Below are 24,017 nucleotides of genomic sequence, written 5' to 3'. Positions count from 1 at the left end.
TTAAATCTTTTTAAACATTATAGCAAACCCAAATCCTATATACACACCAGCTATTCCTGAATTTAATATATGTCCTGATAAGCACGATAGTAAAAGTAAAAAACATAAAAGAATTAAAGTTACTCGACCAAAAGGGAATTCCTGCTTTTTACTAAGCAAAATAGATTCTTTTAATAGACTTCCATAAAATTGAAAAAAAAGTAAAACCCCCATTATACCATAAGAGAAAAAAATATCTATCATATCTATTTCTACAAATTTAGATGCCCATTCATAATATTGCGTAGGCCCAACTCCTATAAAATAATTAATTAGATTATATTTCTCTTGTATAATCAACCAAGTCTCATGGAAATATAAATTCCTGCTTGACAAAACAAAAGTTACAAAATCTAACTTATCCCAAAATAAAGTATATCTATCAAATATTGATGTATTTGTTATAAAAAGAACAATTATAATTAATATGCTACTAATTCCTAATAATGCCTTACCAATTGTTGCTTTAGATATATTTTTAGAAAAATCATAAACACTTAAAAGAATTGCAATATAAACAAGAACAATTCCTAGCATCCCTGTTTTAGAGCTAATCAATAAACCTAAAACAAAACTAAAGGCTCCATAAAAAATAAAAGCTAACTTGTCCTTTTTAACAACCAAATAATAATAACCTATGATAGCAGATAGAACAATTAGTAATGCTGATATTTCATTACCTGCAATAAAATATCCTCTTGTCCCGATATTACCAAACTCATACATTGGATAACCTAAACCTACCAACTTACTCAATAAATTGGATGCTAAAATCCAAAATGAAAATTTTATCCACCTCCATAAAATAGTAAAACTATTATTATCAACTAGATAATATTTAAAATAATAAAAGGAGATAATAATAATTAGATACTTCGAAGTTCTAATAGTGTCCTGAAAAAGGAGGTTGAGGTCTGAATTATAAAAACAAAATTGAGTGATTGAAGGAATAAAAAGGATAAGCGTATATAATAAAATTTTTTGAAACACTTTAGGGTATAAAATAAGCCTAACACTTAATAATAAAATAAGAATAGACTTATACAATTGACTTAAAGAAAATATAAACTCAATCTTATTCTCATGTAATATACCATTTATCATGTCCAAAATCAATAATGGAAACAATAAATATCCTATAATAAAATCTAGCTTTTTTACATTATCATGTATTAATTTCATGTCACAATTTGTTTTAATAAGAAAAGTTCTTTTTCACCTTGTTTTCGCCAATTAATTTTCGTCATTCCACTCCTACCTTCTTTTACTATATTCTCCATCACATGAGAATCATTAGTAATCTCAATGATTCTCTGTGCAAGTTTCTCTAGATCATCATCAATTAAACCCCCTATTCTATCTTCAATAAATTCACTTATTGCAGAATTATTATTACTTATTGTTAACAATCTACTTGCCATAGCTTCGCACATAATAACTCCTTGAGAATCAAACAAAGTAAAAGCGCTAAAAATACCATAATTAGAAAACAACGTAGGCAAATCTTTTCTCTCTATAAAATCGTCTATTATCCTAACTCTATTCTCTAGATTATACTTCTTTATTAGCTGTTCATATTTATACTTCAAAAAACCTTTACCATAAATATCTAATGTAAATATATCCGGTAAAAATCTCATTAATTCTATAGACATATCAACTCCATATTTAACATCAGAGAGAGGTCTTATTGTAATAATCTTATGTCTATTTTGATAATTAAACGGAACATCAAACAACTCAGTATCAACCCCATTAGGAACTGCATAAAACTTTTCAAACTTTATAGCAAGAATCTTCTCAGTATGGTTTTTCATCCATAGTGAAGGCGTCATAATTAAGTACCTATTTGATAAACTTATTTGCCTTAAGAAGCGCTTCATCCAAAAATGATTCCAAGTATTAATATATAGATACTTCACAATACCTTTTATTGACCAAGTAAAATCATACAAATACTCAGGATACTTTAACACATCTGTTCCATGAATATAGATTGCTACAGGATATTTATTCTTTAAAATAGCATTGTATATACTAAAGCCACCATTCTTTAATGGATATTGATTAAGTAAATGCAGATATAATAGATCATACTTCCCTAATACATTAGCTATTTCACTTGACACATCCTCTATTACATGAATCCCTTGATAATTATATATACTTTTCTCCTTTGCTGGTACTAAAATAGTCACATCTACTCCTTGAGATTTAAAATACAATGCCCTAACATGAACAAACATATGATTGTATGGCTGATTTTCTTTAGGATATCTAGATGTTATAATTGCAATTTTCATTATTTATTAAATAAGTAATAAATCGATAGTAATGTAAAAATCTGTTTTTCTCTATTAAAGCCTTTTTTGTGTTGTTCAAAAATATCCAATACAGCCTTTTTATTAAACAATTCAAAATAAGGACTATCACTTTCTTTAATCATTTGTATATAATACTCGCCTAAATCCTCTCTAAACCACTTTTCAGTTGGAGACATAAAACCTTTCTTAGGTCTATTAATTATTTCCGTAGGTAAAATTTCTTCTGCAAATGCTCTATGTATTCTTTTTGTTTTTCCATCAGCTATTTTAAAATCATATGGTAAAGATTCTAAAAACTTAATTAATTCAACATCTAACATTGGAACCCTTGTTTCTATTGTAAAATTCATGGAAACTTTATCTGTATACATTAAGAGATCATCTGCTAAATTCATTCTCAAATCAACCGCCATCATTCCTTCAACACCTTTCTTGTCTTTACACTTTAATAATTCATAGTAATAACAGATTCTATCATAGCTTTTATAATCACTATGATTTATAAGTGTATTGATTTCGGTATCTGTAAATAGGGCATAGATGTTTTCCCAACGCTTTACATCATTCTTAATAGACAATGATTGAGCAGCTCTAATCCATCTCTCTTTTTTACTGTAATTAGCAATCGGCTTCATTAATTGAAACATAAAAGAAGGAAACTTATCTGCTAAGATTTCTCCTTTATAGCGAGTATATCCACCAAGTGGTTCATCTGCTCCCTGCCCTGTTAAAACTACTTTTAAATCTTTACTTACAGCCTCATTTAAATAGAACATTGGTAATATTGAAGTTGTTCCTAAGGGTTCTTCAACAATACGACATGTCTCTTCAAAAATCTCTTTAAAATTACTAGCTGATATAATAATATTATGATGATCTGTCTTTAAGAAATCAGCAGACCTTTGAGCATCTTCTATTTCATTAGCAAATTCATTCTCTTCAAACCCTACTGTATATGTTTTAAGCCTATTATCAGAATGTTTCTGAGCAAAATAAGTAACTAAAGCAGAGTCTATTCCTCCACTTAGTAAAGTACCTACTTCTACATCAGACATTAATTGTCTCTTAACAGCATCTTCAAAAAGTTGACCATATTTACCTACTGCCTTATTAAAGCTATAATTCTTAACTATTGCAACTGGGTTTATATAACTATAAATATCAATAGAGCTCTTCTCTAAGTCATACTCTAGAATATGTCCAGGACGCACTTTTAAAATACCTTGATAAATAGTATCTGGCGAAGGATTATATCTAAGTTTCAATAACTCAGCTACATTCTCTTGATCTATCTCTAATTTTCCCTTGTAATATCTTAAAGGTCTAATCTCTGAAGAGAAGAGTAATTTATTAGATTCTTCTAATAAATAGTATAAGGGTTTAACACCAAAGTGATCGCGAACCAAATACACTTTTTGACTCTTTTTATCTAGCAAACAAAAACTAAATATTCCATTAAAATCCTTTATCGCCTCAATACCAAATTTAGCTAAATAGTAAAGAATAGTTTCAGTATCAGAATTTCCTTTAAAACTAATCTCAGGCAATTTCTTTCGAAGCTCTAAATGATTGTATATCTCACCGTTAAAAACAATTACAAAATTTTGATCTATAGATGTCATAGGTTGATATCCTGCTTCTGTTAGTTCAACAATGGCTAATCGTCTATGTCCTAAAAAAACAGTACTATTCTCTATATCAAAACTTTCAATAGCTCCACTATCTGGACCTCTATGATATATTGTATTTAATGTTGCTTCACCAAATGGTAAATTTATACTTCCTAAAATTCCACACATAATTTAATATTTTTTTAATTGTTTCTCCCCACTCCACAGAATTAAAGCAAAAACAATAAATGTTGAAATCAAATTAGTTCCTATAGCTCCCACTATTCCATATTTGGGTAACAATGTGAATATGGTTATTAAATTAACTACAGCCCCAATAACCATAATTAAAAAACGTATTTTCTGTTTATTTAAAGCTACTAATAACATTTCGTACCCTGAATAAACAAAACTGAAAAATATAATCCCTAACACACCGATATACGCTTGATTAATTGTTTCTGTTAAAGCTAACTTGGCTATTTTTTCTAAAACAAATTCTCTAAAAACATACATTACTCCTAAAATCAATACTAGAATAGGAATAGCTATTTTTTGCAGAGAATGAAATACTATTCCTTTTTCTTCAACAGAAACATTTTTTATTTGATTTAATAATACTTGTGAAAACGCAAGATTTAATAGAGCAAATGGAGCCACAATTAATAACAACCCTCTATACGTTCCATAAATATCTCCTTGAACTAAAAGTGGCAATAGTAACATTCCTCCCTGAACAAAAGAAGCTGTAACTATATCCTGTAATCCATAATACTGTCTCGCTTTCCAAACAAGTAACAACTGTTTTTTAGTTAGAAGAACTGTAATATCTTTAAACAAAGAAATACCTTTAGATAAATTAAGAAAAGTAGCTGTCGTTAATAGATTAAATAAAATCAATAAGTAAAAAATTGTATTGATTTCTAATGTTTCAATATAAATTACATACCCCATTAGAGCAAAAATTAATAAAGAAAAAACAACATTTATCTTTAATTCAAAGCCAAACTGCCCTATTCCTTTTAAATAAGAAAAAAGAATATTATTAATACTAAAAACTACTCCTAAAATCCAACCTAAATATATTACATAACCATAACTATTAACTCCTAGAAAATCTAAAATCAAAATTACTCCAAATACTAAAAATGATAATATAGTAAGTATAAGAACTGATGCCTGTAACTCTTTACTATTATCCTTATCTATGTTTGTTTCTTTTATTAAATAAAACTGACTACCGAAGGGTAGAACTGATACCAAAATATTAGCCAACGAGTAAATAAATGAAAAAATTCCAAAAGGGATAATTCCTAATTTTGACAATAAAACAATACTAAGTAACCATCTTGATCCAAACTGTAATCCTAATGATAAATTATTAATAATAATATTTTTTATAAATTCCTTATTCATCAATCAATTACATTTTTTCTAATAGAATTTAAAATATACTCTACTTTATCATCTTGGTCAAATAACACATTTATTTCTCTCAAGCTCACGTTTCCTCTACTACCAACATCGAAACTTATCTTTAACTTATTGGTAGCAAATGATACAGGAAAGTAGTTTATATCAATAAATGTATCGAATCCTCCTGTTTTATAATACTTTCTATTTTTATTATAGATATCTTTATTGGTATATATTTTTTCCCAATTATCTTTTTCCCACACATAAATAGAATAATTGTGTGGTAAAGATTCTTCAGTAGGGCTATAAAAAACAATACCTTCTATATTTCTTCGATACTTATCAAACTCTATTATTAGTTCATTATCTTTATTTTTTGTACTCCAAAAATTCCCCCAACTCCACAACTCATCAGTTAACACATCTATATTTTCTTGTAATTTTAAAGAAGTTACTTTCTTAAATTTATCGAAATCATAATAACTATCAATTTTTCCAGTATCATACTTAATAAACTTATGTGCATATTCTCGTAATATTGATTCATTAGTCCAATAATATAGAGTCAAAAGTTGATAAATCTCTAATTCATGATAATGATCTGGATCTTCATTAATTGCTGAAGCATATGTCTCATTCTTCATTTCTTCTACTCGTAATTTATTGTAATTTGAAGTAAAGAAAGAATCATACACATGAATTTTTGCTTTTAAAGTATTTATACCTTGATCAAAAAGACGTTTTGCATCATTATTACCTGTAACTCGATAACTATAATACAATCCTGCTAGCGAAAACATATACCCATTCAAAACATGTGATTTAGGATCTGCATATTCTTCATAAAAAGGATAACCATCCCAAAAATTTAAAACTCCTCCTTTATCTATTGAATAATCAAATGATTTCAAGAACTTATTGGACATATCTAAATATCTATTATCTCTCGTTAAATTATAAGCTTGTAACATAATTACTACAGCGTATCCTTGTGACATAGCTGATGCCCATTTAGAAGGTAGTCGATAGTTTTCAACTTGTAGTTCCGTCTGTAAAACCGCAAAGTCTTCTATCAAAACTGCCTCGTTTAAGATATGTGAAGATATTTTTAAAAACTCTTCTTTACTATTCTCTGATTTAGTTTCTAAAAAATTAGCATGATATGCTAAAGCCACTTGACAAAAAGTAATTGGATAATAGTGATGCCCGCTATTATAATAAATTAGAGGAATTTCTGCTTCAGATCTTTCTAAATTATCATACATAGCTATATTTGAACCAGAAAAGGGAAACTTAGGGTACAGACTATCATTATTAAAAACCTTTTTGTCTAAAAAATCAACTGCATTGAATCCTACTTTAACTGTATCTTCAACATTAAAAACATTATTTTCGGTACTAATATAAGTACTCACTGTAACATCTCTTTTACATGAATAAAACAAAAGAGTTATTAATAAAATAAAATAAAAATCCTTCATATCTACATACCCAACACACTATACCTCGGCCTACTAGCCCTAGTAGGATATTCCTCAGTAGTGATTGGATTCACTTTTATATTAATATTATTCTCTTTAAATATGGATACCGCAAAGTCATACCAAGAGCAAATTACATCGCCTCTATAATGATAAACCCCATAATCATGATTTCCTTGCATCAGAGACATTAAAAAATGACATAATTCTATTGCATGAGTAGGACAACCTATTTGATCCATTACAACACTTACTTCACTTTTAGTCTCTGCTAATCTCAACATCGTCTTCTTAAAATTATGACCATAATCAGAGTACACCCATGAAGTACGCACGATATAGTAACGCTTCATATTCGCTTTTATGTATAATTCTCCCTTTAATTTAGAAGCACCATACACATTGATAGGATTGGGGATATCCAAGACAGTATAAGGAGTCTGTTTATGACCATCAAATACAAAATCAGTAGAAAGGTGTACTAAAGCTGTATTGTATTGATTACATACTCTTGCTAAGCACAATACTCCTTCAGCATTTACTTTGTACGCTAATTCCATCTCATCTTCTGCTCTGTCTACAGCAGTATAAGCAGCCAAATTAAAACAATAATCAGGACACACTTTACTGAAAACCTCATCTATCGAAACTTCATTCGTTATATCTAACTGACTAGAATCAAAGAAAAAGAATTCCACTACATCATATTCTTGACTTATAGATTGTAAGCATTGTCCTACTTGTCCTTTAGCTCCTGTAACTAATATTTTAATCATATTGGTAAAGCATTTTCGAAAAGTGGTAATACTTTATCTTTATCAGAAACGATAACCTCATCAAGATTAAACTCCCAATCAATTCCTAAGCTTGGATCATTATAGATGATACCACCTTCTGATTCTTTATTATAAACGTTATCGCACTTATAAGCGAATATTGCCGTCTCACTATTTACTAAAAAACCATGCGCACACCCTCTAGGGATAAACACCTGTTTAAAATTATCTGCTGATAGCACTTGAGTGAACTGCTGTCCATATGTACTAGAGTCCTTGCGTAGATCCACTACTACATCTAACACCTCACCTTGTAACACTCTTACTAACTTAGCTTGTTGATAAGCTCCTCTTTGGTAGTGAAGCCCTCTTAGAACGCCTTTAGAAGACTTAGATTGATTGTCTTGAATAAAACGTACAGCTAACCCTGTTTCTTTGGCAAAAACAGCCTCATTAAAGCTCTCTAAGAAATATCCTCTCTCATCGAAGAACACCTTTGGTTCTATGATAACACAATCTTGTATAGGAGTAGTAAATACCTTCATCTTTTCAACTAAATTCTAAGACTATAAAATTACACTTAAATTCACAATTTAACATATAAATCAAAATAAAAAGCCACCACATATATTCTGTGATGGCTCATTTATCTTAAACTATTTAGAATTTAATTACTTAATATTAAATATCTGCTCTAGTATTTTAATGGTAATTAAGTAAGTAGGCTTTACTCCTGTTGTACCTAACCCTCCTGAAGCTAATGTACTACCTGTCTCTAATGGGTTATCAGAAGCATAGTAAGCATATCTTACTTTCACATCAGGATTAATGCTTTTTCTGATCTTAGAAGCAGACTGTATTGCTTTTTGGTAGTGAGCACCTTCCATCTCTAGACCGATTACACCCCATGTAGAATCGTGGAAGAACTTTAATAAATCCTTATTTTGAAGTGATGTACCTAATACAGTAACCATTGTTCCTCCAAATACAGGGATATCATCATTCTTAAACATATCTACTGTCAATTCATTGTCAAAAGGATAATTATCCCCTGTTCCCTCATTAATATGAGCGAATGGAATCATGATATCTCCTTTATCTCCTACTAAGATACCTGCTTTACCCATGATAGACACAGATTCCACATCTATCATCGTTGTCTTTTTATAAGGCTTTAAAAGCTCATCGATCGTCTCATAAGCCTGCTCACCGAAAGCGTAATCCATAACGATAATCACAGGATACTCTCCTTCTATTTGCTGAGCCTTAAAGTTTGTAGTAGCGAAATCTATCTTAGCAGTATCGAATATTTGTACGTCTATGTTCGTTCCTGACTCATCTCTTAAGAAAGTCATTCCTTCATTTTCAGCGCGTTCATTAACCAAATCTCTAAGGTGTTTGTTCTCAGGCTTGCTAAGCTCTTCGTATACCTCTAGCTCAGAACTTACCTCTACTTCACTCTTTACAACTGAAGGAGCAAAAATAGAATTCATAACACTGTGCATATTCGCACTGATGATATGGATTGGACGTTCTAATAATCCTTTAGCTGTAAGCACCTCTTTTATTCTATCAGACCACATTTCACCATAAATATGGTGACCAAGACGTTCTCTAAGTAGTGGGCTAAAGGTGATTGTACGTTTATCGTTATATACATCCTCTTCTATAGCTAATTTTCCTAACCAGTAAATCACATCTAAAAAGCGATCTGGATTCTCAGGAATAGCGAATTTCTCATATACATCTAGAACCTCAGCAAAAGAACGTCCTAATACATTAGCTAAGTGAGACATGATTACCTCTTTCTCCTCTAATTCTAAAAACTCTTCTTTTTTAGCTGCAGTTTCTATCTTTTTCCAATCTCGAGTTACCTTACCATCTTCTCCTATCAATACACGATCTTTAATCTTATGTGATTCGATGAATATAAATGTCAAGTGAGTCAAAACATCATAGATATCAGATCTACCTCTAGTGATCTCGATATTCATCTGCTCCTCATCTATTCGATAACAGTTTCTTCTTCTCTTAGGTGGTACGATAGCTGTAAAGTGAGAGAATGAATACCCCTCATCAGATGTCAAGTTAATATAACGACACTCCTCTATTCCGATCGGAAGGCGTTCTATAACATATAACAATCCGTTTAACTCTACTTTTTCTTCTGCGATAGTACCATATATTTCTGGACGCAATTCTAATAGCGCTTCTCTTAATGTATCTCCTGACACTCCCATCGGTTTATAGAAACCTCTGTTAAACAAATGGCGCATTGTAATATACATACGCTCCACAGCTGCAGACGACACTTGCGCTCTCGTTCTAGATATATTCTTTATCTCTTTCATATACTTCTCCTTTTTACGTCTTATTATTTCTTTTTACTAATATAATTTTAATTGATCAGCGATGATTCTATCATTGCTTAATCTAGGCAATTTATTTTGCCCTCCTAGCTTCCCTATACTTTTCATATAGTTATTAAAGCCTTCTTGTTTTACTTTAGAGATGACTAATGTCTTCAACACCTTTCCTACAATTAGATCATCATAATACATATTCTGCTTTCTTAGAGCATTATCTATCTTTAAAGCAAACGCTTCTAAATCCTCAGGTTCATTGCCGAACTCTATCAGCCATTCATGGTAAGGCAAGCCCTCTTCTGGACTAATCTGTGGTGCTACAGTAAACTCATTAACCGTTACTGACGTACCTTCCATTGCTTCTTGTATAGCAGACTCTACCTCCTTACCGATCACATGTTCACCGAATGCTGAGATAAAATGCTTTATACGCCCAGATACCACTACTCTATAAGGTTTCAGGTTAACGAACTGTACCGTATCACCGATATTATATCCCCATAGTCCAGCGTTGGTAGAGATAATTAATACATAATTCACACCTAGCTCTACCTCTCCTATCGTATATCTTCTAGCATTCTCATTAAAGAACTCCTCTACTTTTATAAACTCATAGAAGATACCTGCATTTAGCAACAATAACATCCCTTTCTCTGTCTGTGTATCTTGATAAGCGAAGAATCCTTCAGAAGCAGGGAACAACTCTATAGATGGTACCTTACGTCCGATCATTTGTTCAAATTTACCTCTATAAGGCTCATAGTTTACACCGCCATAAATGAACAAATTAAAGTTAGGAAATATATCCCCTACAGGTTTACCTTTTTTCTCCTTTAGTTTTTCGAAGTACATCTGTACCCAGCTCGGAATACCAGAGATCACACTCATATTCTGATCTACTGTCTCTTCCACGATAGCATCTACTTTAGTCTCCCAGTCCTCTATACAGTTTGTTTCTAGACTAGGCAGTCTATTCTTCTGTAAATAAGCAGGAACATAGTGAGCTACTATCCCTGATAGTCTACCTAATTTTATACCATTTTTCTCATCTAGTATAGGGCTCCCTTGTAAGAAGATCATTTTACCATTTACGAAGTCCGCTTTACCTGTCTCATATACATAAGCTAATATTGCATTACGAGCAGCTTCTATATGATACGGCATAGACTCTTTGGTCAATGGGATATACTTAGCACCCGAAGTTGTACCCGAAGTCTTTGCAAAATAAAGTGGTTTCCCTTTCCACAGCACATCACTTTCTCCAGCTACTACTCTATCTACATAAGGCCTTAATCCTTCATAATCTCGAATAGGTACTTGTTGTACGAAATCTTCGTAGCTTTTAATATAAGCAAAATTATGGTCTTTTCCAAATGCAGTGTGCTTAGCATCCTCTAACAATTGTTCAAAAACCTTCTTTTGCGTATTAATGGGATCATTGACCCACTTTTGTGTTTTCTTATGTATAATTGAAGCAAATACTTTAGCTCCAAATGATTTTATTGACATATTCTCTTATTCTAAATCTATAAATAATGAGCTATCTAATGGATAGGCATCCTTCCATAATTCGAAGTGGAAGTATTTTGTAGAAGCATTTAATGCAGTAGCCTCACTACTTCCATCAAAAAGACCGATTACTTCTCCTGACCTTACACTTTCATACTCTCCTTTAGTAATAGAAGTTAAGTGTTTATATACAGATATTAAACCTTCATCGTGTAACAAGATGATTGTATAACCATCTTTTATAGTCCAGTCTACGAATAGCACAGTCCCTTTACTGATCGCTTTTACAGGTGTATTAGCAGGTGCTCTAAAGTCAATACCGAAGTGCATTGCTCTACTATCGTATTTTCTAACTATTTCTGCATTAATTGGGCTAAACAGGACTTGGCTAACTTTAGGTTTACTCTCTTCGAAGAGATTATACTTATCCTCTAGTCGAACCATTTCTCTTAGCTTCATATCTGTTTCACTAGGATCTTTATGTTCGATTTGATTCAATGGTTTCTGAGTTAGTTTTAAAGAATCTATACTAGCCTCTGTCACCTGTATTTCTCCTAACAGTGCGCTTTTGATTGCACTTAGATACTGTTGATTCTGTCTAGACTCATTCTCTAGCGAATCTACTTTCAGAGCTAATTCTACAGCCCTTTGCTTTAGCTCAGCAGAAGAGTATCCAGGTATATATTCCTTTAACGGAGTTAATACCAACAGTAAAACAGTTGATAGAATAAATAAAAATACCAATGTAGTACTGGCACCAAAAACATTAAGTAAATTAAGCTTAAAAGACTTTACATCTTCGAACGTCTTATCATTAACGATAACAATACGGTATTTACTTAAAAGTGTATTTTTCCACTTTTTTCTTTTATGTCCCTTTCCTAACATCTGTACCTATTTTACTACACAAATATAATAATTATAAAATTTGACTCTATCACTTTACCTAAATATTCACAGTTTAAAAGAAAATTCCTTACTACATAAACGTTAAAAGTTAAATAAAACCTATTACGAATAAACGTTTTACATTTTTCTTACTATATTTGTCGCTACTTAATGTTTCAAAAAGATTATTATGAACTCATTACACATATTTTTAGGAATGGTTGGGCCATGGCAAATTATAGTTATTGTAGCTATCATTCTATTGTTATTCGGAGGTAAAAAGATCCCTGAATTAATGAGAGGACTTGGTTCTGGTATCAAAGAATTTAAAGATGCTACTAGAGACGAAAACGCTCAACAGACAACTAAAAAAGAGAATACACAAGATAACTCTAAGACAGAATAATTCTGTTCTAAACTTATATATTTTACGCGTTATATGGCTTGCCGTATAACGCTTTTTTTGTTTCTATACATCACTATAGCTCAAAAAAAAAGTACCTATCTTGACAATAAAAGATAGGCACTTCACTTATAAAACATAATAAAAACACTACTTACCTGCTTGTTTTCTTTTTCAATAACAACATTATTGTTTTCAAACTCAAGTACTAGTTTAAAAACAAGTATCGTGCCAAAAACAAGATTGAGAAATGTTTTTTTTATTTTTTTAACCTAGAATACGCGATAGACCTATTAACGAGAGTAAATTCTACAAAACAGCTCTGAACTTATGAAAAAAGCATACTATCGTATGGTTTTAGAAGAAATGAGAGAGATGTCAAGTAGCATTTATTCGTAGTATTGGGCAAATGCGGAGCCTGAGTTTAATCTAATATCATAGACAATTGTATTCTCTTTTTAGCGACATCTACATCCGTCACCTTCACTTGTACATGCTGGTGTAACTTCACTACTTCATTCACGTCTGATACAAAGCCTGCCTTAAGTTGAGAGATATGCACTAGACCACTCTCCTTAATCCCTACATCAACGAAACAACCAAAGTTGGTAATATTATTGATAATACCAGGCAGTACCTGACCTATTTTTAAGTCTGTAATCTGTTTCACACTAGGATCAAACTCGAATACCTTAGCACTGCGTCTAGGGTCTAACCCAGGCTTCTCTAATTCTTTTAAGATATCTTGAAGCGCTAACGCTCCCACCTCCCCTGTAGTATATTTATTAGCATCTACTTTAGCGATAAGTTCTTTATTTGAGATCATATCCCCTATAGATACCTTCATATCTTTAGCGATCTTCTCTACCACACCATAAGCCTCTGGATGTACAGCAGAGTCGTCTAGTGGATTCTTAGCATTCTTAATACGCACAAATGCAGCTGCCTGTTGGAAGGCTTTATCTCCTAGTCGAGGTACTTTCTTAAGCTCTGTTCTGCTCTCGAATGGCCCATTCTCAGTTCTGTATTGCACTATATTCTCAGCCATCTTCTCACCTATCCCAGACACATAGCTCAATAATGATTTACTAGCAGTATTTAGGTTAACTCCTACTGAGTTTACACACTTCATCACCACATTATCTAGCTCTTTTTTAAGCATAGACTGATCTACATCATGCTGATACTGTCCTACTCCGATAGACTTAGGATCTATCTTCACTAGCTCTGCTAATGGATCAGACAGACGACGCCCGATAGACACAGCACCTCTCACTGTCACATCATAAGTAGGAAACTCTTCTCTCGCTATCTTAGACGCAGAGTACACAGATGCTCCAGCCTCATTCACTACGAATACTTGTACAGGCTTATCAAAAGCTATTTTCTTAATAAAGAACTCCGTTTCTCTAGAGGCAGTACCATTACCGATAGCGATAGCTTCTACATTGTATGCATTGACCATAGAGCGAATCTTCTTCATCGCCATAGTAGTATCCTTCTGAGGAGCATGAGGAAATATAGTCTCGTTGTATAACAAATCTCCTTGCTCGTCTAAACAAACCACCTTACACCCAGTCTTAAACCCTGGGTCGATAGCTAATATGCGTTTCTCTCCTAATGGCGAACCTAATAACAACTGAGTAAGGTTATCCGCAAATACCTGTATAGAGTTTAAATCTGCCTTCTCCTTCGCTTCTACCAAGGCTTCATTAGACAATGCAGGCTCTAACAGACGTTTATAGCTATCCGCTACTGCCTTCTCTACTATCTTACCACACTCATTCTTACCTATAACTACATTATCTTCTATGAAGCTAATAGCCTCACTCTTATCAATACCAACATTAAACTTGATATAACCTTCTTTCTCTGCTCTTAGAATAGCCAATAATCGATGTGCAGGTATCTTATACACAGGTTCTGCCCAATCAAAATATTGCTCAAACTTCTGCGCATGCTCTTCTTCTTTTTTTGCCTTTACTACCTTAGTACTGATCACCCCACTGCGTTGGAACTTTCTTCTCAGTGATTTTCTCACATACATATTTTCATTAATCCATTCAGCGATGATATCAGATGCCCCTTGTATAGCCTCTTCTTCACTTCCTACCTTATCATTAAGGTATTTAGCAGCGATAGACTCAACATCCTGAGCATTCTGAGCCATAATCACTTTAGCCAATGGCTCTAGACCGTTCTCTCTAGCTGTATCAGCCTTCGTCTTACGTGTCTTCTTATAGGGCAAGTACAAATCTTCTATCTCTGTTAGATCAAAGCTATTTGTAATCTTATTGCGCAATTCATCCGTTAGCTTTCCCTGTTCTTCTATAGAACCTAATATAGACTCCTTTCTCTTTACTATCCCTTCGTACAGCTCACTATACTTTGCTATCTTTTCGATAATTACCTCATCTAGATTACCAGTTCTATCTTTTCTATATCTAGCGATAAACGGTATAGTACATCCCTCTCCTAACAGAGACAGCGTATTCTCTATACTTTTTGCACTAGCACTCACAGCCTGTTGAATAAACTCTATCAACGTCATATTTTATTATTTTAAGAATAGCTAAAATACTACCTTTGTCACAATAAATAAATCTCATGAAGTTTTTATTCCTATATCTACTTATAATAAACTATTTAGCTTTCTCCATGTTTGCCTTTGACAAAGAACAAGCGATTAAAAACAAAAGACGTGTTTCTGAGAAGAACCTCCTGTCTCTTTGCTTTTTTGGAGGAACACTAGGTGCATGGATTGCGATGAAGAAACTTAGACATAAGATTTCTAAAGACTCTTTTAAAGTAAAGTTTTATGCCATCCTAGCCATACAAGTAGCCTTATTCTTTATCGTCTTTAAACGATAAAATGCATAAAAAAAGACCTATAACCGCAGTCATAAGTCTCTTGTATATTACTCTTCTGCAGTTTTAAGCCAAAGCAACTTCATATTGAGTCTTCTCTCAATTGAAAAACTATACCTCCAAATCTAGCAGGCTGTGCTGTAAATATTTTTCCATCTAAATGACAATCATCAAAATAAAAAGTAGTCTCTGTTTTCTCAACTACATTATTACTCTTTAAATGTTTTACTTCTATTCCATCATATCCTAAATAAACAATGTCTAAAAGTAATCCATCCTTATCATACATCTTTTTATCTGAACATTCTCTACAGATATGTTTAGGATACCTACTATAAAACTTAACTAAACTATGACAGTTAGAGCACCACTGTTTTATTTCTTCTCCTCTATATTCATCACTATAAACTAAATTTATCCAACTGTTTATTTGTTCATATTCTTTAAAGGTAAAACTTTGTTGCCTATGTAGTTCATTTATAGTCCCCAACACAACACTCGCTAAAGCAAATGGACTTGTTTTAATATTATAACAACGAATATACTTTAGGTACCAATCTTCATCTTGTACAAAAGATTCCCATAAGTTCTTAATACTTGAAAATTCAATAATAGGACTTATTGTTCCAGCTCTCACTAACTCTCTAAAATCAAATTGTTTCGATTTATTTAATTCATAAACCTTATAAACGCCCTTATCAAAAATATTCAGAACAACATTAGTCTGCTTATAATAAGCAAATAATATGTCATAATCCTCTAACTTATCCTCATATCCCTTACTAAAATCAACTATAGATGGTCTATTAGCATACTCCTGTTTAATTCTAATTCGTTCCTCTATTTCTTTAATCGTACTTTCTAATAAAGTATCCTTTTTTTCTCCATAAAAAGCAACACCTTGACTTGTAGTCACATGACCTCCTTTTAAAAAGACTAACGTTTCATCTATATAATCACAATCTACTTTATCATCATATTTACGCTGTCTTGTGTATTTAAACATCCCGTCTTCAGTATAAATAGTTTGCATATCATAATTAAAGAAAGCCTTCCATTCTTTATATGTCATTATTTTACCATACTTTGGTTCAAGGATATAACTCTTTTGTGGTTGTCTAATCATACCTGCACCAGATACCCATCTATCTTCATTTTGATCTACTGTATGTACATATATTAAGCCTGATTCAAAATCTTTAAAACTATGGCTTACTTCCCAGCTCCAATCTAACTCAATATAATATCCCCTATTTGCACAAACAAAGTAATTTAACTTCTTCATATTTAAAAACCTTCTATTTTTCTTATCATCTAATCACTTCTAAAGCACCTCCTTCTTTAGGTCTATGTAAACTAATCTCATAAAAACTAGTTCCACCACCTTCACGAGTTACCAATATCAAGGGTGATTTATTATAATTCTCCTTATCTATCCTTACTAACCTTACTATACGACCATTGGCATAGAACCTCATTTCATAATCTTTTAAAGGTTCTATCTCTTTGGTTTTATAGCTATTTTTCCAAAAATCAATTAAGAAACTAGCATAACTACTACTTTTTAGATAAGAATAGCGATGATAATCCCGTTGGCTTTGATAGGCAATACGCGCCAAATGTTCCGCTTCCCCTTTACTAAGAAGTTCTATAATCTCGTTGTAAAAGATTTCTACCTCCTTTAATAACTTAACCCTGTCCTCTGGCTGAAGATCAACACTATTCATCCAATGTTGTACATCGTGTTCGTAATAAACATAAGGAGCATCAAAAACAAAACTGTCTTCAAATACCATTAAAGAGCTCTCATGCTTTGGTAAAGAATAGGTATGAACAGTAGTAGATTCTCTGTTTTTATTTTGACAGACAATATTAAAATCAAATTTAGTCTTACTTAGATCTAAGCTCTTCTCACTAACATAGTTTACATCTACAGATGGAGTGACTATTACTTCTACTTTCTGTACACCACTCTTTACTATAGCTTGATTAATAGGAATATTACCAGTAAAAACTCCTGATGCATAATGACTCAAAACAGGAAAACCATTCACTAATACTTCATAAGTACAACCGTGTGATTCTTTAACCTCAAGAATGTACTCTAACTCATCATCATACACTTTTACTTCTTTAAACAGCTCTTTTGTCTTCTCTACAAAGCTTGGATTCAATTTATCTTGAACCTTATTTGGCTGTTGTCCACAAGCATTCAAGCCGAAAACTAGTATCAGCATAACTATTAGTCTATTCATGACTTACTCTTTTATTTTTAGCTACTATTCTAATAAACCATTTATTATCAAAACAATTACTATAAATATACAGTAAATTTTTATTCAATAATTACCTCCCCACATACACCACCACACTAGGATTATACACCTTAGAATTGTACAGTGTCAACTGATCAGGATTGTTATTAATCGGGTAGAAGAACTGTATCTCTGCCACCACCATCTTTAGATAATCGCGATGAGGTATCAGGACAGATAGCGGGTGAGGACTGACCATCTCATCACTCTTTTTGAAATCAATAGATAATGTGCTGGTTTGCTTACCGAGCATCTCATCTGTATCTGCCATAAAGAAACCTTCTATGCGCAAACTAGCATGTGTACACATAGGAGGGAAGTCTACCTGTTCTATTGGGATAAATGGCGCCACTGATACAGTTATCTCCTTATTTTCCAACACATCTACAGCTATATCTACCAAGAAGGTATCTGTAAATAGTTTGGTTGTATTCCATTCAAATCCGACTACCTCAGCAATAGAAGTATTGTACAGTGTAGTCTCTGCTATTGGCAGTACCGTATTCTTGCGCAAGGCCGTCATCACTAGCCCCATTAATCGCAGATGAGCAGTAGACTCATACCTCATCCCTAAGAAATATTCGACATGCTTACGTATATGTTTCAGGCTCTGTGCAGTATGCTTAAACAGCTTAGCGGAAGGATTCTTGCCCTTGTCTTGTTTTGAGCGATTAGGTCTACTTTGTACGATCTGTACATTGTTTAAAGACCTAAAATACACAGGCCCACTTACTCCTGTAATTTTTCCTTTTGGTGACATCTTTGCCATAACTTTTAATTTTATAGGTTGGTATTCTAAAATTGCACAAAGACTATTCCATCTTATCGGTATATGATCAGTAGGTGATAGGGTAGTGATAGGCTATTTTGCGATGTTTTAAGCCAATCAAATGCCCATCACTAGCCGACCAAAAGCCGACCACCCAAATAATAGTAGCACAAAAAAGAGAGGTAAACCCTAATTTAAGACAATCTGTACCTGTACAATTACTGAACACATCTGTTCAGTTTAGTTGCTATTGAACTGATATTGACAGTGACAACCTCATTTAGTCAGCGACAGTTAAATAGCTCAATGTCAGTCAATATTCAAATATTGAATCACTTTTAATTTACTTATCCGACCACATACCAAAAACCTAAATGCATACTACTCTCGTCGATTAAACCAAGAAGAGAAAGACAAGCCTCGTTCCCAAAATAACCATAGCAAATCTCCTTCGTATTGCCTAAGGTTTGACCTAATACGATTTCTGAATATTCATTCTCATTACGGACAGAGATAAAGTGCCCTTTTGTGTTCTCGAAAGCATTGAGATAAGATTCTTCTACAGCATCCGAAGCAGATAATAGAGTAGAGGCTTGGGCGGTATCTTTAAGAGAAAACTTACCATTCTCTATACAACCAAAGTAGGAAGGCACTATGAAGTTAGGTTTGCTTATCTCGTGATACTCTACCTGCACTGTACTTATATCTACCATACTGAAGAAATCTTGGGTTTCTTTTGTGTTTCCTATCACTGCTTCTAATGTCTTTATCACCTCCATAGAAGTAGCGAACAGCACATTCGCATACTCGTTATCATAGTTTCGAACCAAGGTATGATATACCATGCCTTCTACTTGCACCAATTGACTCTCAAATCGGGCTACTGCAAACAATAATTCGTCGTCACTTACTGTTGTTTTCTTTCTAAAACTGGTGAACTCCATCGCACACACTGGTGCATTACTTACTCGTATCATACTCTCTATTGTTAAGATTATGGAGCAAAAGTAGAGTAGGGCAGTGACAGCCTTTTGTCAGGGGTGTATACGCTTATTTTTTAATTTTAGGATACACTTTCATAATGTCGAAGTAGGAGTTTCTAAAGGCAACTAAGCTCTTATAACCTACTTTAAAAGCGATTTCGCTCAAGGTAAATTCTCCTGTATCTACTAGCTCTATACTCTTCAAGATACGGATAATCTGAAGGTACTTCTGTAGAGTGATACCCGTCTCTAGTTTGAATAGGCGCTGTAGATTGCGCACAGACATGGTAGAGATACTGGCTAGTTCATCTAAGTCGAGCGTTGAGGTAAAATGATCGTTGATATAAGCACATACAGGTATTAACCTATGATCAGTAGGGATAGGTAATTGAAGCGATTGATTCTCTTCACAGAACGATTTTAAACTAATGAGAATAGCTTGTAAGAACTGTTCTTTCTCTAGCTCTATTTGGATTACTCTATTCCACTTCGTCGCATACTGTAGCATCTCCCTCAGCACAGTAGGAGCAGGGAAGATATGTACTTGATTATAGAATGAGTCAGCTGGCACATCTTTATACAACAGTACTTTTAGGCTGATATCCTTCGCTGTAGAGGTAGTTGCGTGTTGCTGTCCTGAAGGTATCCATACTACGTGATACTGAGGGACTAGATAGATACAGTTATCTACGTGAAGGTACTGATAGCCCTGTTCTACATAGGTGAGCTGATATCGCTGATGAGCGTGCTGATACTCATCGTGCACGAAGTTGTCTTCATACCATACATACGCCTGTACCTCATTAGTATCATCATATACTCCTAAGAGTTTCTCGGTCAATCCACATTTGATATTGGCGTTTTGCATATATTTTTTGACAAATATAATATAAACTGCAAGCATACCTTTGTGATTATACTTAAAATAAATAATATGAAAACATTATATACTGCACTAATCACTTGTGCACTACTCTTCACAACATCACAAATCATGGCAAAAGATACCTTAACCAAAATATTAGTACTTATCCATTCTGATACGGGAGGTACGTATAAAATGGCGCAAGAAATCGCTAAAGGAATAGAAAACAATCCTCACACAGAGGCGACTATAAAACTAGTACAACCTTCAGAAAACGCACTGTTACATGATCTACAGATAGCTACTCCTGAGGAGCTACCGACTTATGATGGCATCGTATGGGGGGCTCCTGTATATTTTGGCAATATCAGTACTCCGATGAGTGCCTTTTTTGCGAAGACAGTAGATCTATGGACTACTCATGCTCTAGAAGGAATGCCTACGGCGGTATTTATGTCTGCTAGTAGTGGAGCAGGGAAGGAGCTAGCCTTACAGTCGTTCTGGAACAGTCTAGCAGTACATGGGATGATACTCGTATCGAATGGCATCAGAGCTACGGAGAAGCTAGATAATAGCATCCCTCAAGGCAATAGTGTACTAGGTACAAGTAGTCTTGCTTCAAACAAAACGGTGCAACGTCCTAGCGAAAGTGAACTGCTGATCGCTTATACGCAAGGTCAAAACTTCGCCAAAGTTGCCAAAGCCTTAAAAGGAACTTTTCAGAAGAAAGAGGAAAGTACACCTAAACAAGTAGTCACTGATGTAGAAACTACGCTTAAACAAAAGAACATCATACTACCTGTAGCACCAAATCCTGTGGGGAACTACACGCCTTACTCACGCAGTGGAAATCTAGTATTCATCAATCAGGTAGCCTTAAAGGATGGTAAAATATTGTATCCTGGTAAGGTAGGGGTAGATGTTACAGAAGAACAAGCAAAGCAAGCGACTGAACAGACAATGTTGAATGTAATCGCAGTGCTTAAACTAGCAGTGAATGGTGACCTCAACAGAGTAAAGAAAACAGTACAACTAACAGGTATATTCAACACGACTCCTGACTACTCTCAGCACGCTAATCTAATGAATGTGGCATCAGATCTATCTGTAGCAATATTTGGAGAAAAAGGTAAACATGCTAGAGGTACTCTAGGTGCTACTTCTGTACCTGTCAACTCTGCGGTAGAGATACAAGCTATCTTCGAGATAGAGTAATCAAAAAAGGTGTTTGAATACTGTTATTTCGTCTTATAGATAATCCCTAACTTGTCATTTCTAACATGCTAATAGGTTAGACATGCAGTATCCATCTTATTCATTTACAACAGATAGAGAAAACTCAATCTATGAGTTTACAAGCATAGGCAAAAACCAAGCAATCAAAAAATTAATTATCTTTACACCTGTCGAAGGTGAGTATAAAGTTTATAACTTAAGCTTTGGAGATAGAACCAATTACGATGGTGATTTATTGCGTATAAACGATAGAATTGTCAGTAATAATGGTGATATGAATAAAGTATTGGCTACTATATTTAGAGCTGTACTCAAATTTACGGAAGGCAAAGATTTTTATAAAATATACTTTACTGGTAGTACTCCTTCACGCACACGATTATACAGAATGGCTGTATCTAATAACTATGCTGAACTATCTAAACATTTCAGTATATACGGATTTGATATGGAAGGAAAAGTAGTGTTCTTTGCAAAGAATACAAACTATCAAGGTTTCTTAATCACACCAAATACAAACAGTATAAAATAAGGCATTATGAAAAAAAAGATTGATTCAAACGAAGTAAAGACTGATACTAAACCTAAAATTATTACTATTAATAACAACCTAAGAGTCATTGACGAATCAGGTAAAATAGAATATGCAAATAATCTATTTGCACAGCTAAGAGCTTCAGGGGAATTAGACATTTTCGAAGAAAGAGAAAGAATACGAAAAGAAGAATACGAAAAGGCACAAAAGGAATCTTAATATTCCTTCAACAATAACTAAGGACTTTTAGTTCTCACTATTTTGCCTAATAATACTTCTGATCACTAACGAATCTACTATCTATCTTCTCTGGATATACACAGTCTTTGAATACTGTTATTTCGTCTTATAGATAATCCCTAACTTGTCATTTCTAACACGCTAATAGGTTAGATATGCAGTATCCATCTTATTCACTTACAGCTTTTAACAGGAATTACAGTTATGAATTTACAAGTATCTCTGATACTCAAGTAATCGAAAAAATAATTAACTTTACACTATTAGATATAGAAGACGAATTATATAATCTAAGTTTTGGAGATAAGAACAAAGACCTAGTAAATAGTAATGCTATAGATGACAAAGTCGTTAGTAATAATGGTGATATGGTTAAGATATTAGCTACACTATTTCAAGCAATTTTACTATTCACGCAAGACAAAGAAGTTTATAAAATAGTCTTTAGAGGTAGTACCCCTTCACGAACACGATTATACAGAATAGCTATATCAAATAACTATGAGGAACTGTCTAAATATTTTAATATCTATGGATTTGATATAGAAGGAAAGTTAATATTCTTTGCTAAGAATAAAGAATATCAAGGCTTTCTAATCACACCTAATATGAACAGTATAAAGTAATGCATTATGAAAAAAGAAATTGATTTTAATAAAAACGAAGAACCTATCTTACATAAAGTTACATACTCTGATAGAGAAGAGGTTATTATTGATAATACAGGGAAGCTAGAAGGTACAATTGCTTTAATCAATGAACTAAAAGCTTCTGGAGAATGGCAACGTTTTAATGAAATGTTAGAAAGAAATAGAGCAGAAAAAAAAGCACAAGAATAGTTATTCAATAACTTACTACTGATAATAAAAAACAAGACTGTTATAAAATAAAAAAGCACGTAATCTAGAGACTACGTGCTTTTGTTCTTTTTACATTATAGTATTTACTTGTTTAGGCACAAGTAATCTTGTTCACTCTATTCTGGTGTCTTCCACCTTCGAAAGCTGTGTTTAAGAAAGTCTCTACCATCGCTACAGCTTGCTCTATAGAAGTATAACGAGCAGGTATACTGATCACATTAGCATCATTGTGCAGTCTTGCTAACTCAGCAATCTCTTTTGTCCAACAAAGGGCACAACGCACACCTTGATGTTTATTAGCAGTCATAGCTATACCGTTTCCGCTTCCACAGATTACGATACCAAAATCAACTTTACCTTCTTCTACATCTGTAGCTACTTTATGTCCAAAATCTGGATAGTCAACAGACGAAAAATCATCTGTCCCATAGTTAGTTACTGTAAATCCTTTTTCTTCTAGATACTTAACGATAGCCTTTTTGTATTCAGGTCCCGCGTGATCATTTCCGATTGCTATTTTCATTGTGTGTTGTG

At 33.2% G+C, this 24,017-nt stretch carries 24 protein-coding genes; 7 read left to right on the top strand and 17 right to left on the bottom strand.

Annotated features, from left to right (window positions below; genetic code table 11):
- The 10 genes from RT228_RS11800 to RT228_RS11755 form a co-directional block, all read right to left on the bottom strand.
- The gene (locus RT228_RS11800; protein ID WP_006257980.1) at positions 1-1,221 is read right to left on the bottom strand and encodes an O-antigen ligase family protein; all 1,221 of its coding nucleotides are present in this window, start codon (positions 1,219-1,221) and stop codon (positions 1-3) included.
- The gene (locus RT228_RS11795; RefSeq protein WP_006257979.1) at positions 1,218-2,342 is read right to left on the bottom strand and encodes a glycosyltransferase family 4 protein; all 1,125 of its coding nucleotides are present in this window, start codon (positions 2,340-2,342) and stop codon (positions 1,218-1,220) included. The genes RT228_RS11800 and RT228_RS11795 overlap by 4 nt, the downstream gene beginning before the upstream one ends.
- Positions 2,342-4,162 carry an asparagine synthase (glutamine-hydrolyzing) gene (asnB, locus tag RT228_RS11790; RefSeq protein WP_006257978.1) on the bottom strand — a complete coding sequence of 607 codons (1,821 nt, stop codon included), beginning with the start codon at positions 4,160-4,162 and terminating at the stop codon, positions 2,342-2,344. The genes RT228_RS11795 and asnB overlap by 1 nt, the downstream gene beginning before the upstream one ends.
- Before the next feature lie 3 nt (positions 4,163-4,165).
- On the bottom strand, positions 4,166-5,389 hold the full coding sequence (locus tag RT228_RS11785; RefSeq protein WP_006260436.1) for a lipopolysaccharide biosynthesis protein: 1,224 nt from the start codon (positions 5,387-5,389) through the stop codon (positions 4,166-4,168).
- Entirely contained in the window at positions 5,389-6,804 is a 1,416-nt protein-coding gene (locus RT228_RS11780; protein WP_155116042.1) for a D-glucuronyl C5-epimerase family protein, read from the bottom strand. The genes RT228_RS11785 and RT228_RS11780 overlap by 1 nt, the downstream gene beginning before the upstream one ends.
- Before the next feature lie 68 nt (positions 6,805-6,872).
- Complete coding sequence (rfbD, locus tag RT228_RS11775) at positions 6,873-7,646, bottom strand: dTDP-4-dehydrorhamnose reductase (protein WP_006260438.1); 774 nt, start codon at positions 7,644-7,646, stop codon at positions 6,873-6,875.
- Complete coding sequence (rfbC, locus tag RT228_RS11770) at positions 7,643-8,191, bottom strand: dTDP-4-dehydrorhamnose 3,5-epimerase (RefSeq protein ID WP_006260439.1); 549 nt, start codon at positions 8,189-8,191, stop codon at positions 7,643-7,645. The genes rfbD and rfbC overlap by 4 nt, the downstream gene beginning before the upstream one ends.
- A gap of 126 nt (positions 8,192-8,317) precedes the next feature.
- Entirely contained in the window at positions 8,318-9,997 is a 1,680-nt protein-coding gene (locus RT228_RS11765; RefSeq protein WP_006260441.1) for a DUF6909 family protein, read from the bottom strand.
- 36 nt (positions 9,998-10,033) lie between these two features.
- Positions 10,034-11,521 (bottom strand): GH3 auxin-responsive promoter family protein, encoded by a 1,488-nt coding sequence (locus tag RT228_RS11760; RefSeq protein WP_006260442.1) that lies wholly within the window; start codon positions 11,519-11,521, stop codon positions 10,034-10,036.
- Positions 11,522-11,527: 6 nt separating this feature from the next.
- Positions 11,528-12,409: a murein hydrolase activator EnvC family protein gene (locus tag RT228_RS11755; protein ID WP_006260443.1), complete on the bottom strand. Its 882-nt coding sequence runs from the start codon at positions 12,407-12,409 to the stop codon at positions 11,528-11,530.
- Between the two features lie 190 nt (positions 12,410-12,599).
- On the opposite strand from RT228_RS11755, the gene RT228_RS11750 reads away from it, so the two are divergent.
- Positions 12,600-12,815 (top strand): twin-arginine translocase TatA/TatE family subunit, encoded by a 216-nt coding sequence (locus RT228_RS11750; RefSeq protein ID WP_006257970.1) that lies wholly within the window; start codon positions 12,600-12,602, stop codon positions 12,813-12,815.
- 421 nt (positions 12,816-13,236) lie between these two features.
- Here the strand turns inward: RT228_RS11750 and RT228_RS11745 are convergent, their stop codons facing one another.
- Positions 13,237-15,363, bottom strand: coding sequence for a Tex family protein (locus RT228_RS11745; RefSeq protein ID WP_006260444.1), 2,127 nt, complete (start codon positions 15,361-15,363; stop codon positions 13,237-13,239).
- 56 nt (positions 15,364-15,419) lie between these two features.
- On the opposite strand from RT228_RS11745, the gene RT228_RS11740 reads away from it, so the two are divergent.
- The gene (locus RT228_RS11740) at positions 15,420-15,683 is read left to right on the top strand and encodes a DUF1294 domain-containing protein (RefSeq protein WP_006260445.1); all 264 of its coding nucleotides are present in this window, start codon (positions 15,420-15,422) and stop codon (positions 15,681-15,683) included.
- Positions 15,684-15,762: 79 nt separating this feature from the next.
- Here RT228_RS11740 and RT228_RS11735 read toward each other — a convergent pair whose 3' ends face one another.
- From RT228_RS11735 to RT228_RS11715, 5 genes are all read right to left on the bottom strand, one after another.
- Positions 15,763-16,965 carry a hypothetical protein gene (locus tag RT228_RS11735; RefSeq protein WP_006260446.1) on the bottom strand — a complete coding sequence of 401 codons (1,203 nt, stop codon included), beginning with the start codon at positions 16,963-16,965 and terminating at the stop codon, positions 15,763-15,765.
- 25 nt (positions 16,966-16,990) lie between these two features.
- Complete coding sequence (locus tag RT228_RS11730; RefSeq protein WP_006260447.1) at positions 16,991-17,935, bottom strand: hypothetical protein; 945 nt, start codon at positions 17,933-17,935, stop codon at positions 16,991-16,993.
- Positions 17,936-18,026: 91 nt separating this feature from the next.
- Positions 18,027-18,764, bottom strand: coding sequence for a hypothetical protein (locus RT228_RS11725; protein WP_006260448.1), 738 nt, complete (start codon positions 18,762-18,764; stop codon positions 18,027-18,029).
- 347 nt (positions 18,765-19,111) lie between these two features.
- The gene (locus RT228_RS11720; RefSeq protein WP_313138687.1) at positions 19,112-19,741 is read right to left on the bottom strand and encodes a hypothetical protein; all 630 of its coding nucleotides are present in this window, start codon (positions 19,739-19,741) and stop codon (positions 19,112-19,114) included.
- Between the two features lie 73 nt (positions 19,742-19,814).
- Entirely contained in the window at positions 19,815-20,615 is an 801-nt protein-coding gene (locus RT228_RS11715) for an AraC family transcriptional regulator (RefSeq protein ID WP_036471076.1), read from the bottom strand.
- A 66-nt stretch (positions 20,616-20,681) separates the two neighbouring features.
- Here RT228_RS11715 and RT228_RS11710 point away from each other — a divergent pair, with 66 nt between their 5' ends.
- From RT228_RS11710 to RT228_RS11690, 5 genes are all read left to right on the top strand, one after another.
- On the top strand, positions 20,682-21,827 hold the full coding sequence (locus RT228_RS11710) for an Atu1372/SO_1960 family protein (protein ID WP_313138686.1): 1,146 nt from the start codon (positions 20,682-20,684) through the stop codon (positions 21,825-21,827).
- A gap of 82 nt (positions 21,828-21,909) precedes the next feature.
- Positions 21,910-22,380, top strand: a complete 471-nt coding sequence (locus tag RT228_RS11705; protein WP_006260452.1) for a DUF6934 family protein — start codon at positions 21,910-21,912, stop codon at positions 22,378-22,380.
- Positions 22,381-22,386: 6 nt separating this feature from the next.
- Positions 22,387-22,602, top strand: a complete 216-nt coding sequence (locus tag RT228_RS11700) for a hypothetical protein (protein WP_006257958.1) — start codon at positions 22,387-22,389, stop codon at positions 22,600-22,602.
- A gap of 176 nt (positions 22,603-22,778) precedes the next feature.
- A complete protein-coding gene (locus RT228_RS11695) occupies positions 22,779-23,249 on the top strand; it encodes a DUF6934 family protein (protein ID WP_006260453.1) in 471 nt (156 codons plus the stop codon).
- A gap of 6 nt (positions 23,250-23,255) precedes the next feature.
- Positions 23,256-23,462 (top strand): hypothetical protein, encoded by a 207-nt coding sequence (locus tag RT228_RS11690; protein WP_006257956.1) that lies wholly within the window; start codon positions 23,256-23,258, stop codon positions 23,460-23,462.
- A 112-nt stretch (positions 23,463-23,574) separates the two neighbouring features.
- On the opposite strand, the gene rpiB is transcribed toward RT228_RS11690, so the two are convergent.
- A complete protein-coding gene (rpiB, locus tag RT228_RS11685) occupies positions 23,575-24,006 on the bottom strand; it encodes a ribose 5-phosphate isomerase B (protein ID WP_006257955.1) in 432 nt (143 codons plus the stop codon).
- Positions 24,007-24,017: the final 11 nt, after the last annotated feature.

Origin of the sequence: Myroides sp. (assembly GCF_032073645.1) — a bacterium.
GTDB lineage: Bacteria > Bacteroidota > Bacteroidia > Flavobacteriales > Flavobacteriaceae > Flavobacterium > Flavobacterium odoratimimum.
Note: the sequence above shows the minus strand (reverse complement) of the source record. Positions and strands in the feature narration are given on the sequence as shown.